The sequence below is a fragment of the Paraburkholderia sp. TE9906 genome, assembly GCF_056279605.1.
In genome coordinates this window covers 145408-159908 of the sequence record NZ_JBWCCT010000013.1, presented here as the reverse complement: position 1 = coordinate 159908, position 14501 = coordinate 145408, and the positions used below count along the sequence as shown (strand labels likewise).

Below are 14501 nucleotides of genomic sequence, written 5' to 3'. Positions count from 1 at the left end.
TTCAGGCCATTGTCGTCTGTCTGGTTTTACAATCAGGCAGGCCATTACGCGAGCCATGCAAACATGGCAATATCGCAATGACATTTACCGCTGATCACCGGCCAATGCGCGAACGGTCATGAAGGCTCGCGCCGAACCCCGTGCGTTGCATTGTGCGATCAGAATACTATGTCTGGAAGATTGCTGATATTCGCGGGGCGGTCTTCCGGTTGCGTAAATCGGTTTGCCTGATGGTATGGGCGGGTCGCGCAAAATCGAACGGGGAGCAACCCTGGCTCCGTTCGGGCATCGCGTGGCGAAAGATCAATCGAGCGGTTTGCACAATCAGGAGTCGCGCAAGTGAAGGTATCCCGATTGCTGTTTGGCAGTGTTCTGCTGTTCGCGATTGGCACGGCGCTGCAAGCCGTGTGGCCTCTGTCGCAGCCGGCTTCTTATCATCACTTCGCCGACGAGCGCTCGATAGGCGTGCTTCACAACGCGTCGGACGTGCTGTCGAACCTCGTCATTCTGGTAGCCGGCCTGCTCAATCTTCTCTGGGTGATACGGCACGCGTCGCGTCAACCCGCGCAATTTCCCGGGATGCTGGTGGCGTCCCTCGGGCTGATCCTGACGGCATTCGGCTCGGCCTACTATCACGAGATGCCGACGGACGCGACGCTCGTATGGGATCGTTTTCCGATGACGATCGTTTTCGCCGGCATTCTGGCGATGCTGTGGACGTCGGCGACCAAACAGCGCGTGGGCTGGGTGCAGATGCTGATACTCGTCGCCGTTTCGGTGGGCACCGTGGTTTACTGGCAGGCATTCGACAGCCTGTGGCCCTATGCGATCCTGCAGTTCGGCGGGCTCGCGCTCATCGTCGGCATGACCCTCATACGGAAAGTCGACGCGCTGTCCGGCTGGTGGCTGGTCATCATTTTCTATGCGATCGCGAAAGTCTTTGAAACGCTCGACTGGCAGGTGTGGGCGCTCTCGGATCATCTGGTCGCCGGTCATGCGCTCAAGCATGTCGCAAGCGGCTTTGCCGGCGCCGCATTGCTGCTGATCGCGAACGCGTCGCTGCGATCCGGCGGGTGGCGTGCCGAATCGTGGTGACGGGCGGCGCCGGAGATCGACCCCGTACCGCCGCCCGGGCGTTCATAACGGCAAGTCCGCGAGATACAGCCGGTGAGCCACAGCGCCGCAACGGCCAGGTTCGACGCGCAACCCGCGATGCCGGATCGTGCCACGAAAAGAGCCTTCATCTCATGGCCCTGGGTGTGTGTCTGCATGACGTACCTCGCGTGTGTGAGGACACGGGAATTTGACACTTTATCGGGAAAGGAGTTTGCGGTCGGCATGGCGTGCAGAGGGACGACGCACGTCGTATATGGGATGATGAGACAGGTTGCCTTCGTGCCTGACAGCCAGCCAGTCTCGCGGTTTGGCGTGCCACGCAATGCGCTTGCGCATGCCATGGCGCCCGCCTCCGGCAATGGCCCATACGCGCTCTTCCTTAAAGCTCCGATTCGATCGGCAACAGCCCAAGGAACCAGATCCCCACGCGCTTCAAACCCGACACGCCCGGCTCGTCGCCCTCCGTCTGCGTACCGTCCGCCTTCGTGTCGATCCAGACGATCCGCACGGTGCCGTTCGCGTTGGTGCGCTCTTCGAGCCGCCACGCAATCTGATCGAGCTTCGGTTCGACGCCGTTCACCACCTCCGAGGCGAGCGCATCGCTTTCGCAATAGAGTCCGATCTCCGTATTCAGCGTGATCGAGCGTGGATCGAGATTCATCGAACCGATGAAGATGCCGGACTTGTCGAACACATAGGTCTTGGCATGCAACGAGGCTTTCGACGACCCCAGCATCGTCTTTTTATGCCGTGGGTCTTCGGACGCCGCGGGCTTCAACTCGTAGAGATGCACGCCCGCCTCGAGCAGGTCCTTGCGATAGCGCTGATATCCGGCGTGAACGGCGGCCACGTCCGTGGCCGCCAGCGAATTGGTGAGGACGGTCACGCGAACGCCGCGGCCGGCCTCCTTGCGCAGCCACGCGACGCCTTCCTTTCCAGGCACGAAGTACGGCGAAATGATGAGCATCTCTTTCTGCGGTTCAATGCTCAGGGTCCTGAACTGCGACAGCAGATGCCCGGTCGGATCGTTCGGCGAGCGCGTGATTTTCGCGGGATCGTCGTAGAGCAGGGTCGCCTTGCCCCAGGACACGTCGATTTCGCGCATGGCGATGATTTCGGCGTAGCGGTGCGTGGCCTGGGTCACGTAGGGCGTATCGCGTTGCGAAGCGACGAACGCCGCCAGCTTCGCGCGATACGCGGCGAGCGCGCCGGGGTCGGCCGGATGGCCCGTCAGCCGCTCGATCGGATACGCCGCGTCCGAGTTCCAGAACTGGTCGAACGCGCTCGAGATGTCGCGGACCACGGCGCCATACGTCAGCACGTCGAGGTCGCCGAACGAGACGTCGCTGGACGCGCCGAAGTACTCGTCGCCGATGTTGCGGCCGCCGACGATCGCCGCTTCGTTGTCGGCGATGATCGACTTGTTGTGCATGCGCCGGTTCACCCGGCTGAATTCCATGGCGGAGCCCAGCACCTTGAAGCGGCGATTCGCGACCGGGTTGAACAGCCGTATCTGGATGTTCGGATGGGACGCGATGGCGAGCAACACCTGATCGTCCGCGCCGGTGCCGAGATCGTCCAGCAGCACTCTCACTCTGACGCCGCGATCCGCCGCGCGCAGCACCGCGTTCGCCAGATGCCGGCCGGTCAGATCGTCGTGCCAGATGTAGTACTGCAGGTCGAGCGTGCGGTCCGCCGCATCGGCGAGCGCGATGCGGCTGAGCAACGCGTCGACGCCATCGGGCAGCAGATGGAACGCCGTCTGGTCCGGATGCTGGCGCACCTGAGGCAGGAAAGCCGTGCCCAGACGCGTGCTGTCCGACGGTTCGATCGCATGCGTTTCGACTCGCCCGGTCTGCGGCGGCAGACTCGCGCAGGCCGACAGCAGCGCCAGAAGCAGAACCGCGAGGGCTGCACGAAACGTTGCCATGGCTAGACCTCCGGGTCCTGGGCTTTATGCTGCGAAATCGGCGGCCATGTCCGCATCGGTACGCGCTTCAAGCCGGCCGTTGCGGCACGCGTCGCGGAATTTTTCGTAGTCCTGTTCCACCTGATCGGCATAAGCGCGCGAATAGCTGACGAGCGCTTCCGCCATCTGGTCGCCGTTGCCGAGGTAGCCGGCCACCTCGGTCGCCTGGCCGCCGGCTTTCGCGTGGGCTCGCGCGAGCACCCAGCCGCACAGGCTCGCATACTCGCGAAACGTCTCCTTCGAAAACAGCTCGAGCGTGGCCGAGACCTTCATGTCACGCAACTGACGCCCGTAGATGTGCCGCCCGAACGGGCCCGACGTCCAGCCGAGAAACGGATCGCTCGCGCCCTGCATGAGGCGCTGGCCGTTGACCACCCGCTGCCCGTGGTGCCGCGGGGACCGCGCGTCGAAATACCGCGAGACGACGGACGTCGAGGCTTCCTTGAACTGGATGAACAGCGGCTTCTCGTGCGGATCGACCATCAGCAGGATCAGGCATCGCGTGCCCACGCTGCCGACGCCGACCACCTTGAACGCCACATCCTGCATCGAGAAGTGCGCGAGCAGATTGCCGCGCACCACGCCGAGGGACTTCAGGTAATGCCGGTAGATCGGCCCCATCAGATCGCGCCAGTCGCCGAGACCGAGCCAGTCGTCGTCGTGCGTGAAAAGCGTGCTCTTGCCGTGTACGTGGAACACGCTGGGCGGCGTGTCGCGAATTTGCCAGACGCCGTCGCGGTGGCTGGCGAGCTTGGGGAGCATGGTCTCGTGTGTGCGGCGCGATGCGCGTTCGACGCTGTTGCGCACGTGTTGGCGTGCATCGTCCGAGGTCACGGTCCGTTCGAGGCGATCGAACGTGATGAGTTCGTACCAGAGTTCGAGCGGGCTCAGCGCCGCATAATTTTCGGTCCATCGCTGATAGCTCTGCACGGCGAGCGCGACGACTTCGTCGGCCAGTTTGTCGCCGTGCCCGAGATGCCTTACCGCGATATAGAAGCTGGCGCTCAGGCGTTTGAGGTCCCACTCCCAGGGCCCGGGCGCGGTTTCGTCGAAATCGTTGATGTCGAAAGCCAGTGCTCGCTCCGGTGTCGCGAAGCCGCCGAAGTTCATCAGGTGGCAGTCGCCGCAGATCTGGAAATGAAAGCCGCTGTTGGCGGTGGCGTGGAGATCATGCGCCTGAATGATCGCGCTACCGCGATAGAACGTGAACGGCGAGGCAAGCATGCGGCCATAGCGCAGTGGAACGAGCGCCTCGACGCGTCCCTCGCTGCTCTCGCGCAACAACCCGACCGGATCGCGATCGGTGTTGCCGATCTTCGCGTGCGCGCTGCGCGGCGTGTCCTTGCGCGCCTGGCGGCCGAGCGCGCGGCGTTCCGCGAGCGAGTCGGATGGCGTCATCGTTTTCTCCTTCGGTAGCGCAAATCGGATCGGCGTGTCGAGTTCTTGTCGGGATGCGCCGCGGCGGCCAGGGCCGGCTGAATGGCGCTCGTCCCGGTGACTGTTTGCACAGCCACGCGCTGTCTTGCCCGGAAACCAGTCAGTTGCTTGCGCCTCCGTGCCGCGGCGTAGGCATGCCGCTGGCTGGTGATATGCGTTTTACGAGTGCCACGAGAAAGCGGACTGATAAAAGACGGCGTAACGGACGGGTCCGTTTGCCTGTTCAAACTCTAACTGGTCTATCCGATTATTTCCATAGTGCCCGCCCCGAGTGTCGAGTCTGTCTTGCGCCGGCTTCCTCAATCCGCGCCGTCGGGCACGTCGTCCCGCCCGGAGGAAGCGCGCCCCTGGACGCTCAGCAGATGCTCGCGCATGGACCGGGCCGCCGCTTCGCCATCGCGTGCCTTCATCGCGCTGACGAGCGCTTGATGCTGGCGGGCAAAGAATTGTCGCGTTGTTTGCGCGGCGGTCTTCTCGCGCACGTCCGGTTTGACCCGCATGCCGTTGATCACTTCCATCAACGCGATGAGCGCCGGGTTGCGGGTGGCCTGTCCGATCAGCAGATGAAACCGGTGATCCCATTGCTGCCACTCTTCATCCGTTTTGGCCGCGGCGTTTTTCCGCGCGCATTTTTCCAGCTCCAGCAAGTCGTCCCGGCTCGCTTTCGTCGCGGCAAGCTGCGCGAGCGCCGGCTCGAACAGCAGCCGCATTTCCGCGATGTCCGCCGGACTCGCTCCCGCGCGAAGCCCGCGCAGGGTAGGTGCGAACTTCAGCGGCCGCGCACCCAGATAAGTGCCGCGGCCGACGCCGCGCCACACCTGGCCGGACGCTTCCAGCGACGCGAGCGCGGCGCGCAGTTCGCGTCGGCTGACGCCGAGGTCTTCGGCGAGCTTGCGTTCGGGCGGCAGCGCATCGCCGTCCCGCAATTGATGCCCGGCAATGTATTCCAGCAACCTGTCCAGCATGGACTCTCCCTGCTTTTTGTTGAACCAATGAACATTGGTATCAAAGATAGCAGAAACGCCAAGCTTGCCGAAGTTGCGGTGATTATTTTTTTATCTTGTATTATTGGGCGAATATCGGGTTAACACGGGGCTGAAGTCCGCCGTGCCTAGCCTTATTCTGGCGTGTTATTTTTTATGAACCTTTGTTTATTGGTTCATTTCGTGATTGCCGTTCGTCGCAAAAGGAGTCGTGCATGTCGTTTACAACCCGTCCTGAGCTGCTCGGTACATTCGGCATGGTGGCCTCGACCCACTGGCTCGCCAGCGCGTCCGCGATGGCCGTTCTGGAGAAAGGCGGCAATGCATTCGACGCGGCCGCCGCAGCCGGTTTTGTTCTGCAGATCGTCGAGCCGCATCTGAATGGACCGGGCGGCGAACTGCCGGTCGTGTTCTACAGCGCGCGCGAGGACCGGGTGCGCGTGCTGTGCGGGCAAGGCGTGACGCCGGCGGCGATGACGATCGAGCGCATGCGCGGGCTGGGGCTGGAGGTCGTGCCGGGAACGGGCTTGTTGCCGGCCGTGGTGCCCGGCGCGTTCGGCGCATGGATGGCGATGCTGCGCGACTACGGGCAACTGCCGCTCGAAGAGGTCTTGGGCTACGCAATCGGTTACGCGGAAAACGGCTATCCGGTCCTGCCGCGCATGACCTCGTCGATACTCGCCATCAAGGACTTCTTCCAGACCGAATGGCCCACCTCGGCGGAGCAATGGCTGCGCAACGGCGACGCGCCGCAGCCCAATCATCTGTTCGCCAATCCGGCGATTGCGCACACGTACCGGCGCATCCTGCAGGAAGCGAATACCCGCCGTGACCGGGCCGAGCAGTGCGAACGCGCGCGTGAAGTCTTCTATCGCGGCTTCGTGGCCGACGCCATCGACCAGTATTTCCGCTCGACGCCGGTGCTCGACACGTCCGGCCGGCGCAATCATGGCCTGCTCGACGCGGATGATCTGGCGCGCTGGGCGCCGACTTACGAGGACCCGGTCTCCTATGACTATCAAGGCTTGCGGGTCCACAAGACGGGCCCGTGGGGGCAGGGGCCGATGTTCCTGCAGCAGCTCGCGCTGCTGAAGGGCTTCGATCTCGCGGCGATGGACCCGCTCGGCCCCGACTTCGTGCACACCGTCATCGAATGCTCGAAGCTCGCGTTTGCGGACCGCGACGTGTTCTACGGCGACCCGGACTTCGCGCACGTGCCGATGGAGACGCTGCTAAGCGATGCCTACAACGACGAACGCCGTCGGCTGATCGATCCCGCGCGCGCGTCGTTCGAATTCCGTCCCGGCGCGCTGGAGGACAGCGAGCGCCGCGCCGCGCTGATCATGGCCAACGCCGGCAAGCAGCAGTCCGGCGGCTTCGGCCAGGGCGAGCCGACCTTCGCGCCGCTGCCCGAACTGCGTGGCGACACGGTTCATCTCGACGTGGTGGACCGCTGGGGCAACATGGTGTCGGCGACGCCGTCGGGCGGCTGGCTGCAGGCGTCGCCCGCCGTGCCCGGTCTCGGTTTCAACGTGACCACGCGCGCGCAGATGTTCTGGATGGAAGAGGGCTTGCCGTCGTCGCTCGGTCCGCGCCGCCGTCCGCGCACGACGCTCTCACCGACACTGGTCACGCGCGACGGCAAACCCTACGCGGCGTTCGGAACGCCGGGCGGCGACCAGCAGGATCAATGGTCGCTCCAGCTGTTCCTCAGGCACGTACACGGCGGCATGAACTTCCAGGCTGCCGCGGATGCGCCGTCGTTCCAGACTGCTCACTTCCCCGGCTCGTTCTATCCGCGCTCGATGCAACTCGGCAAGATGTCCGCCGAAGCGCGCTTCCCCGAACACACGCTGGCCGAATTGCGCGCGCGGGGACACGACCTGACCGTAGCCGAGCCTTGGGCGTTGGGCCGCGTCTGCGCGGTGGGAATCCGCAACGGCTTGATGCGCGGCGCGGCGACACCGCGTCAGATGCAGGCATACGCTGTCGGCCGATAGGCTTCGCGGCCCGCCAAACGTATCCATTCCTTGGGAGAAAACGCCGTGTCCGCTGTCGCCGCCCGCCTCGAGAGACTGCCGATCTCGGGCTTTCATCGCAAGCTCCTGCTCATCGGCGGGCTGGGGTATATGTTCGATGGACTCGATTCATCCTCGCTCGCGTTTCTGCTGCCGGTCGTGAGCAAGCTGTGGCATCTGACGAGCGCCCAGAGCGGGCTCGTCGCGAGTAGCACGTACATCGGCTACTTCTTCGGCGCGTTTCTGTCGGGCGTGCTCGCGGATGTGATCGGCCGGCGCCGCATCATGATGTCGGCGCTGGCGATCTACTGCGCCGCCTCGCTCGCGAGCGCCACCGCCAACGACTGGCACACGTTCTTCGCGTTGCGCATCGTCGCGGGCTTCGGCTCCGGCGCGGAGACGGTGGTGATCGCGCCGTTTCTCGCCGAATTCGTGCCCCGGCGTTACCGGGGCATCTTTTGCGGCGCGCTGGTGGGGTTCATGTCGTTCGGCTATCTGGGTTCCGCCATCCTCGGTTTCAGCGTGGTGCGCAACTTCGCCGACGGCTGGCGCTACCTCGCGGTGGCGACGTCGTTGCCGGTCGTGATGCTGCTCTGGTGGCGCAGGACGCTGCCCGAGTCGCCGCGCTGGCTGGAAAGCCAGGGACGGCGCGGCGAAGCGAACCGCATCGTCAGCGAGATCGAGGCGTGGTTCGCGAGCCGGGGCATTCGTCTGGCGCCCGCCTCGGTCGGCGCGACGCTGCCCGCTGCCGCGCCGATCAAAACCAGCGCGTTGCAGAACGTGCTGACGCTGTGGTCGCCGCGCCTCGCGCGCACGACCGCGGTGAGCTGGCTGATGTGGTTTTCCGTCGCGTTCGCGTACTACTCGTTCTTCTCGTGGATTCCGAGCCTGCTGCTCAAGGAAGGGCTCACGATGACGAAAAGCTTCGGCTATTCGATCGCGATCTATGGTGCGCAGATTCCGGGCTATTTCTCGGCGGCATGGCTCAATGAACGGATCGGCCGCAAGGCGGTAGTCGCGTCCTATATGCTGCTCGGCGGGATGGCGGCGATCGTGCTCGCCTTCTCGCACACGGGTCTGCAGATCATGGCGGCGGGCATCGCACTGTCGTTCTTCATGAACGGCGCTTTCGCCGGCGTGTATGCCTACACGCCCGAAGTCTTTCCGACGACCGTGCGTGCAACCGGCACCGGCTCGTCTTCATCGTTCGGCCGGATCGGCTCGGTGAGCGCGCCGATTCTGGTCGGCCTCGTCTATCCCACACTCGGCTTCCTGGGGGTGTTCGGGATGACCACGACGGTGCTGCTGATCGGCGCGTGCGTGGTTTTCTTCCTCGGTATCGAGACCCGCAACCGTTCGCTCGAAGACATCGAAGTGGAAGGCGCCGAGGCGGCGCCGGACCTTCGCGGCCCGCTCAACTCCACTGAAATGCGCGGTTGAGCCGCCGGCATTTCTCAACTTCGACACACCGACTATGCAAGCCACGCAGATCGAATCCGCACTGCCCGCCATGAAAGCGCTGGAATTATCGGACCTCGAAAGCCTTGCCATGGCCATGCGCATCAGGGGCCAGCCCGCGCAGATTTTCCGGGCGGTTCACGCGGTGGCGGCGCGCGCAATCGGCGCGAAGCTGTTCACCATCATGTCCTACGATGCGCGGCGCCATGAGGTCGAGCGCGTTTATACCAACATGCCGGATGTCTATCCGCCTGGCGGGCGCAAAAAAAAACGCGGCACGGCGTGGTCGAAACAGATATTGGAGGATCTCGAACCGTTCCGCGCGGAAACCGCGCAACACATTCGCGACGCGTTCGACGATCACGCGGTGATGACCGGCATGGGGCTCGGCTCGATCCTGAACATCCCGATAGCATACGGCGGAGAATGCATCGGTACGATGAACATGACGCATGTCGAAGGCTGGTACACGCGCGGACATGAGGCGATGGGCCTGCTGATCGGCAGCTTCCTTGCGCCCGCTTTGCTCAGGCGGCAAGCTTGCGCTGATGGCGCCACGTCTCTCTAACGATAACAACAACCATGGCTTCCACCACACCGACCACGTTGAGCACCACATCAGAAGTGCAAAGCCGCTGGCTGCTCGTCTTCATCCTGGGTTACCTGGCGCTCTTGGCCGATGGCGCGGACGTGATGATGTACGGCTTGACGCTCACGCGAATCAAAAACGAATTCGGACTCACCAATGTCGAGTCCGGCGCGTTGGGAAGTTTGACGCTGGTGGGGATGGCGATCGGCGGGATTCTGGGCGGCTGGGCGAGTGATCGGCTGGGTCGCGTGCGGGTCGTGGCGTGGGCGCTGGCGCTCTTTTCGCTGGGCGCGGGGTTGCTGGGGCTCACCCATAACTTCGTGGAATTCGCGGTGGTGCGGTTTATCAGTTCGCTCGGCATCGGCTGCATGGTGCTGGTGACCACGCTCGTCGCCGAATACGTGCCGACTGTGCGGCGCTCGCTGATTCTCGGCGTGCTGCAGACCGGCATTTCGGCGGGCTATATCGTCGTCATTGCGCTGAGCAACTGGATTTTGCCGCACTACGGCTGGCGCACGCTCTATTACGTGTCGGCGCTGCCGGTGCTGCTCGCGCTCGCGATCAAGTTCGCCGTGCCCGAACCGGCAAACTGGCTGGCGAGCCGCGCCGCCGTGCGCGGCAGCGAACGCGGACTCGTCGACAACCGCTATTACGCGATCTTCAGCAGTCGGCAATCACGAACCCTGTTCATTCTGTGGACCCTGATTTCCGTCTTCTCGCTCTCCGGGTTTTATGGTCTGAACAACTGGTTGCCGACTTACCTTGAAAAAGAACTGCATGTGAAATTCAGCGCGATGGCGGGGTACATGATCGGGACGTTCGTGGTCGCCTTCATCGGCAAGATCTTCGCCGGATGGCTGGGCGACCGTTGGAGCCGGCGCGGTGTGTACGTGCTCGGTTGCGTCGGCGCGGCGCTCTTTCTCCCCGTCATCATCTTCTGGCATACGCGGGAGAACATTGTTTATCTGATGCTGCTTTTCGGATTTCTGTACGGCGTGCCGCTGGGCACGGTGGGCACCTTCATGTCCGAGAGCTTCGCGACTTCGATTCGCGGTACGGCAGTAGGCGGGTCTTATAACCTTGGCCGCTTCTGCTCCGGTGCGGCACCTATCGTGATTGGCTATCTGGCGACGCAGTTTTCAATCGGCATCGGCTTTTTGGTGGTGGGCGGGGTTTTCTTTTTGAGCGGCATCACGGCGCTGTTCGTTCCCGATCGCCTGTATGACACGCAGCGTTAGAAGGCTGCGACGCGGATAACGGGCGCAACGTTGCGCGCCGCGGTTGAGAAGCCGCGTCACGCTCAACTTGATAATCCTCGCGCGGGATGCGTGAGCGCTCGTCATGGCAAGCGCCAACGCGTTCCATGGCCTACATCAAGCTCACGCACAGCAACGCACCTGCCAATGGCGCTTACGTCCCCTCAGGACGAATCGACAGCGCGTTCTTGACCGACGTGACGCCCGCTACACCCGTCGCAATCTCTTCCGCTTTCTGACTGTCGGCCGCCTCAGGCACCGTGCCCTGCAGCGTGATCGCACCGCCGGCTGAGCGCACAGTGATGTGCGACGCGGTAACACCCATCGCCTTCGACAATGCGTTGCGCACCTTGCGTCCCAGTGAGCGGTTGGCGGCGCGGTCTGCCTTGTGCTGACTCTTGGCGCTCTGCGCGCTCGTGTCGGCGGCTGGCGCCGCGTCGCTCGTCTGCGCGTTGGCCTGGAACGAAACCGCTACGAGCAGCGCGCCGCCAGCCAGCTTGATTGCGTGAATTGCCTTCATTGCATTTCTCCTTTCATCACCATTCGCGACGGCCCCGGCTGGGACCTTTGCACTGTGTCACTGAGATGTTGCTGGAACTGAATGAATCTTTACCGGCGGTCAGCCAGGGCCTCTGGCGCGGAAGCAGGCCTGCGTATCGTAACGCCTGATCAGAACCGGTGACGGATACCGGGCGCCACGATCGCCTGTGAGTTGGTGTTCGACTGGTTGCCGTACGAGTCGATCGAGGCGGTCGCTTCGCCAAGACCGCCGTTGGTGCCGTCCGCGTTGGTGTCGCGCTGATCGCCGCTCGCATGCTGGTAAGCCGCGACGAGATAGAAGTCCGTGCGCTTCGACACCGCATAGTCGGCGCCGAGCGAGAACTGATTGTACGTCGCGCAGGCGTCGCCGGTTCCGCGCGTACGCATAGCCCGCACTGAGCATCGTCGCGGACGTGTGACGAAAGATCGCAAAAAATCATTTTCTATCCCCTTCATCGCGATTGTCGATAAACGGCGAGTCGGTGTCACTGCCGCCGGCGCGCAACGCCGTGCGCGCTTCTTCGGCCAATTTTTCATAATGTTTGCGGAACCGGCTCAGGTCTTTTTCCTCGAGTTCTTCGAGATCGAGCAGGGCATTGTGTGCGCCCTCGATCGCGCGAATCAGCTCGTCGAGTTTGATCTGCATCGCGGCCGTATCGCGGTTTTGAGTGTTCTGGATCAGGAAGACCATCAGGAACGTGACGATCGTGGTCGATGTGTTAATGACGAGTTGCCACGTGTCGCTGTAATGGAAGAGTGGGCCGGTTATCGCCCACAGAAGCACCAGAGCGGCGGCCAGCACAAAGGTGGAGGGCCTGCCGGTCATTGTGGAGAGGTAGCTCGAGAAGCGCGAAAACCATTTGCCGGTCATGATGATCTCCTGTATTCAGGGCGATATTCGGACGATCTTGCGCCGGTATGGCGCGTGTTTTTCATCTGATTGTCATGGCAACTGGCCTGCGTGCTGCCACGCACAAGATCTGCATTGCACATTTCGGGCCCGTCGGTTTTTTGGGCAAATAACAGGTCCTCGATGGTGGCGGTTGTAGAATGAGTGATCGCGCGGTGAGTGCAGGGCGGCACATTCTGGAGAATGCCTACGGCGATATCCTGTGCCGCGGAGCTGGCCTTCCGCGTAAGCTGGCCGCGACCCGCAATGCATCGCTCCTCAGGATTTTCGGCAGCATTATCCCGAGCCGCATGTCCCGCCACAACCAGATACCCCGACGTGAACGAGCCCGCACGACCTACCCTTGACGCCCTTCTCGCCGACGTGCGTGCCTGCCGTGTCTGCGAGCACGATCTGCCGTTGGGTCCGCGGCCCATCGTACGCGCCACGGTCGACTCCCGCATTCTGATCGTCGGCCAGGCGCCCGGTGCGAAGGTGCATGCTTCAGGCATTCCCTGGAACGACGCCAGCGGTGAGCGTCTGCGTACCTGGCTCGGCGTCGATGCCACGTCGTTTTATGACGAGACGCGGTTCGCCATCATTCCCATGGGATTCTGCTATCCGGGCAGAGGAAGTAGTGGCGACAAGCCGCCGCGCCGCGAATGCGCGCAGTTGTGGCTGGATAGCCTGCTGGAGAGGTTGAATAACATCGCGCTGACGTTGTTGATCGGCCAGTATGCGCAGCGTCATTTTCTCGGCGAACGCCGCAGGCCGTCGCTAACGGAAACAGTGAGGGCATGGGCGGACTATGGACCGGCTTTCATTCCGTTGCCTCATCCGTCGCCGCGCAATCAGGCGTGGTTCAAGCATCACCCATGGTTCGACCACGAAGTGGTGCCGATGCTTCGCACGAGGGTGGCAGCGGTCGCGGCTGGAGCGGGCCAACTCGCGTAAGCGTTATCGATCAATCTGTTTAGCGGAGAAGCCTATGCCGCATGCGAGCACCAGCAATCTGAAGATTGTCATCCAGCGCGCTTATGACGACCCGGATCCGGCGGACGGTTACCGAGTTCTCGTCGATCGGGTATGGCCGCGCGGACGTAGCAAGGAGACGCTCAAGCTTGACCAGTGGGCGCGTGAACTTGCCCCGAGCGCGGCGTTGCGCGAATGGTTCGGGCATGATCCGAAACGGTGGAGCACCTTTCAGCAACGCTATCGCGACGAACTTGGCGGCGAGGAGATGCGCGAGCGGATGCGGCAACTTCTAAGCGATTCTGCCGGTCAGCAGATCACGCTCGTCTATGGCGCCAAAGATGAGGAGCATAACCAGGCGATTGTCTTGCGTGACGTGCTTTTGCATCTGCACGGCAAGTAAGTTCGCGGGTTCAGTGGCAAGCGCTGGCGGAACTAGATGGCGATTGCAATCGCGACGACAGGAAGAAGCAGGGCAGGCTTTCGAATCGGTTTATTCGGAATTAAAACCGGCGCGATTGCATTCGCGCCGATTGTCGAGGACGCGCCAACCGGAACGCCTCCTCATTTCTTCATTAATCCATCGACTCAGCGGCTAAGAACGATCTGCGCAATCACGCCGGTTGCGACGGCGGCAAGCACATAGTCTCCATTGATACCCACCCAGCGATAGCCGCGCGGGGGTGCCTGAAGGTTATGCTCGTGCCAGTTGTCGACGACGTACTGGTGGTCGCGGTAATCGGACGGCAGATGATCGCCGCGATGCCATCCGCGCGGGCCACCGTGATCGTCGAAACGGTCGTTGTCTGCATGCGGAGGTTGCCGGTCGGGGCCAGGGCGATGGTCCGGTCCGCCATGATTGGCGTTGTCCACGTATCGGGCGTTTTGTTGATGACCGGCATACGGACCGTGATTGTCGGGCCCGCCTCGCGAATTGTTTTGTGCGAACGCACCGGGCGAAATGCCCGTGGCTGCGCAGAGCGTGAGGATAACGAATTGCTTTGTTTTCATAGAACGTAGAGTGCTGGCCTATTGACTGGATTGAAGATGCGCGGTTGAAGCGAGAGTCGAGCAGTGTATCGATTCCGTCGCCCCGCAGGAGTAAATATTTGTTAAATACACCATCCTTGGGGCAACCGCGTCGACGACAAATAGGCGCTGGCCGGATGTTCATGCGACGAGTGATCAAACATTGGTGCGCGAATTACCGGTATCGGTCGGCCCAGCGCCGATCGTCCGCACCGAAGCTCATCAGTTCGACGCGCCGATTCGGT

At 62.7% G+C, this 14501-nt stretch carries 14 protein-coding genes; 7 read left to right on the top strand and 7 right to left on the bottom strand.

Annotation, left to right across the window (positions count from 1 at the left end; genetic code table 11):
* The first annotated feature begins 339 nt into the window (after positions 1 to 339).
* Entirely contained in the window at positions 340 to 1095 is a 756-nt protein-coding gene (locus ACZ9H4_RS28780; RefSeq protein ID WP_408324817.1) for a hypothetical protein, read from the top strand.
* Positions 1096 to 1495: 400 nt separating this feature from the next.
* On the opposite strand, the gene ACZ9H4_RS28775 is transcribed toward ACZ9H4_RS28780, so the two are convergent.
* The 3 genes from ACZ9H4_RS28775 to ACZ9H4_RS28765 form a co-directional block, all read right to left on the bottom strand.
* Positions 1496 to 3046, bottom strand: coding sequence for a phospholipase D family protein (locus ACZ9H4_RS28775; protein ID WP_408324815.1), 1551 nt, complete (start codon positions 3044 to 3046; stop codon positions 1496 to 1498).
* 24 nt (positions 3047 to 3070) lie between these two features.
* Positions 3071 to 4483, bottom strand: coding sequence for a DUF2252 domain-containing protein (locus ACZ9H4_RS28770; RefSeq protein ID WP_408324813.1), 1413 nt, complete (start codon positions 4481 to 4483; stop codon positions 3071 to 3073).
* 338 nt (positions 4484 to 4821) lie between these two features.
* The gene (locus ACZ9H4_RS28765) at positions 4822 to 5487 is read right to left on the bottom strand and encodes a FadR/GntR family transcriptional regulator (protein ID WP_408324812.1); all 666 of its coding nucleotides are present in this window, start codon (positions 5485 to 5487) and stop codon (positions 4822 to 4824) included.
* Between the two features lie 233 nt (positions 5488 to 5720).
* Here ACZ9H4_RS28765 and ACZ9H4_RS28760 point away from each other — a divergent pair, with 233 nt between their 5' ends.
* Genes ACZ9H4_RS28760 through ACZ9H4_RS28745 form a run of 4 tightly spaced genes read left to right on the top strand, consistent with a single transcriptional unit; the run spans position 5721 to position 10808 of the window.
* Positions 5721 to 7505, top strand: a complete 1785-nt coding sequence (locus tag ACZ9H4_RS28760) for a gamma-glutamyltransferase family protein (protein ID WP_408324810.1) — start codon at positions 5721 to 5723, stop codon at positions 7503 to 7505.
* 45 nt (positions 7506 to 7550) lie between these two features.
* Complete coding sequence (locus ACZ9H4_RS28755; protein WP_408324808.1) at positions 7551 to 8963, top strand: MFS transporter; 1413 nt, start codon at positions 7551 to 7553, stop codon at positions 8961 to 8963.
* A 34-nt stretch (positions 8964 to 8997) separates the two neighbouring features.
* The gene (locus tag ACZ9H4_RS28750) at positions 8998 to 9549 is read left to right on the top strand and encodes a GAF domain-containing protein (RefSeq protein WP_408324806.1); all 552 of its coding nucleotides are present in this window, start codon (positions 8998 to 9000) and stop codon (positions 9547 to 9549) included.
* A gap of 14 nt (positions 9550 to 9563) precedes the next feature.
* The gene (locus ACZ9H4_RS28745; protein ID WP_476122040.1) at positions 9564 to 10808 is read left to right on the top strand and encodes an MFS transporter; all 1245 of its coding nucleotides are present in this window, start codon (positions 9564 to 9566) and stop codon (positions 10806 to 10808) included.
* A gap of 172 nt (positions 10809 to 10980) precedes the next feature.
* Here the strand turns inward: ACZ9H4_RS28745 and ACZ9H4_RS28740 are convergent, their stop codons facing one another.
* From ACZ9H4_RS28740 to ACZ9H4_RS28730, 3 genes are all read right to left on the bottom strand, one after another.
* Positions 10981 to 11346, bottom strand: a complete 366-nt coding sequence (locus tag ACZ9H4_RS28740) for a BON domain-containing protein (RefSeq protein WP_408146118.1) — start codon at positions 11344 to 11346, stop codon at positions 10981 to 10983.
* 149 nt (positions 11347 to 11495) lie between these two features.
* A complete protein-coding gene (locus ACZ9H4_RS28735) occupies positions 11496 to 11753 on the bottom strand; it encodes a porin family protein (RefSeq protein ID WP_408324804.1) in 258 nt (85 codons plus the stop codon).
* A 49-nt stretch (positions 11754 to 11802) separates the two neighbouring features.
* Entirely contained in the window at positions 11803 to 12237 is a 435-nt protein-coding gene (locus ACZ9H4_RS28730) for a low affinity iron permease family protein (protein WP_408157257.1), read from the bottom strand.
* A gap of 357 nt (positions 12238 to 12594) precedes the next feature.
* On the opposite strand from ACZ9H4_RS28730, the gene ACZ9H4_RS28725 reads away from it, so the two are divergent.
* Both ACZ9H4_RS28725 and ACZ9H4_RS28720 read left to right on the top strand, forming a co-directional pair.
* A complete protein-coding gene (locus ACZ9H4_RS28725; RefSeq protein WP_408324802.1) occupies positions 12595 to 13209 on the top strand; it encodes a uracil-DNA glycosylase family protein in 615 nt (204 codons plus the stop codon).
* Between the two features lie 34 nt (positions 13210 to 13243).
* On the top strand, positions 13244 to 13630 hold the full coding sequence (locus ACZ9H4_RS28720; RefSeq protein WP_408157253.1) for a DUF488 domain-containing protein: 387 nt from the start codon (positions 13244 to 13246) through the stop codon (positions 13628 to 13630).
* 185 nt (positions 13631 to 13815) lie between these two features.
* On the opposite strand, the gene ACZ9H4_RS28715 is transcribed toward ACZ9H4_RS28720, so the two are convergent.
* Positions 13816 to 14100, bottom strand: a complete 285-nt coding sequence (locus tag ACZ9H4_RS28715) for an RcnB family protein (protein WP_408146108.1) — start codon at positions 14098 to 14100, stop codon at positions 13816 to 13818.
* Positions 14101 to 14501: the final 401 nt, after the last annotated feature.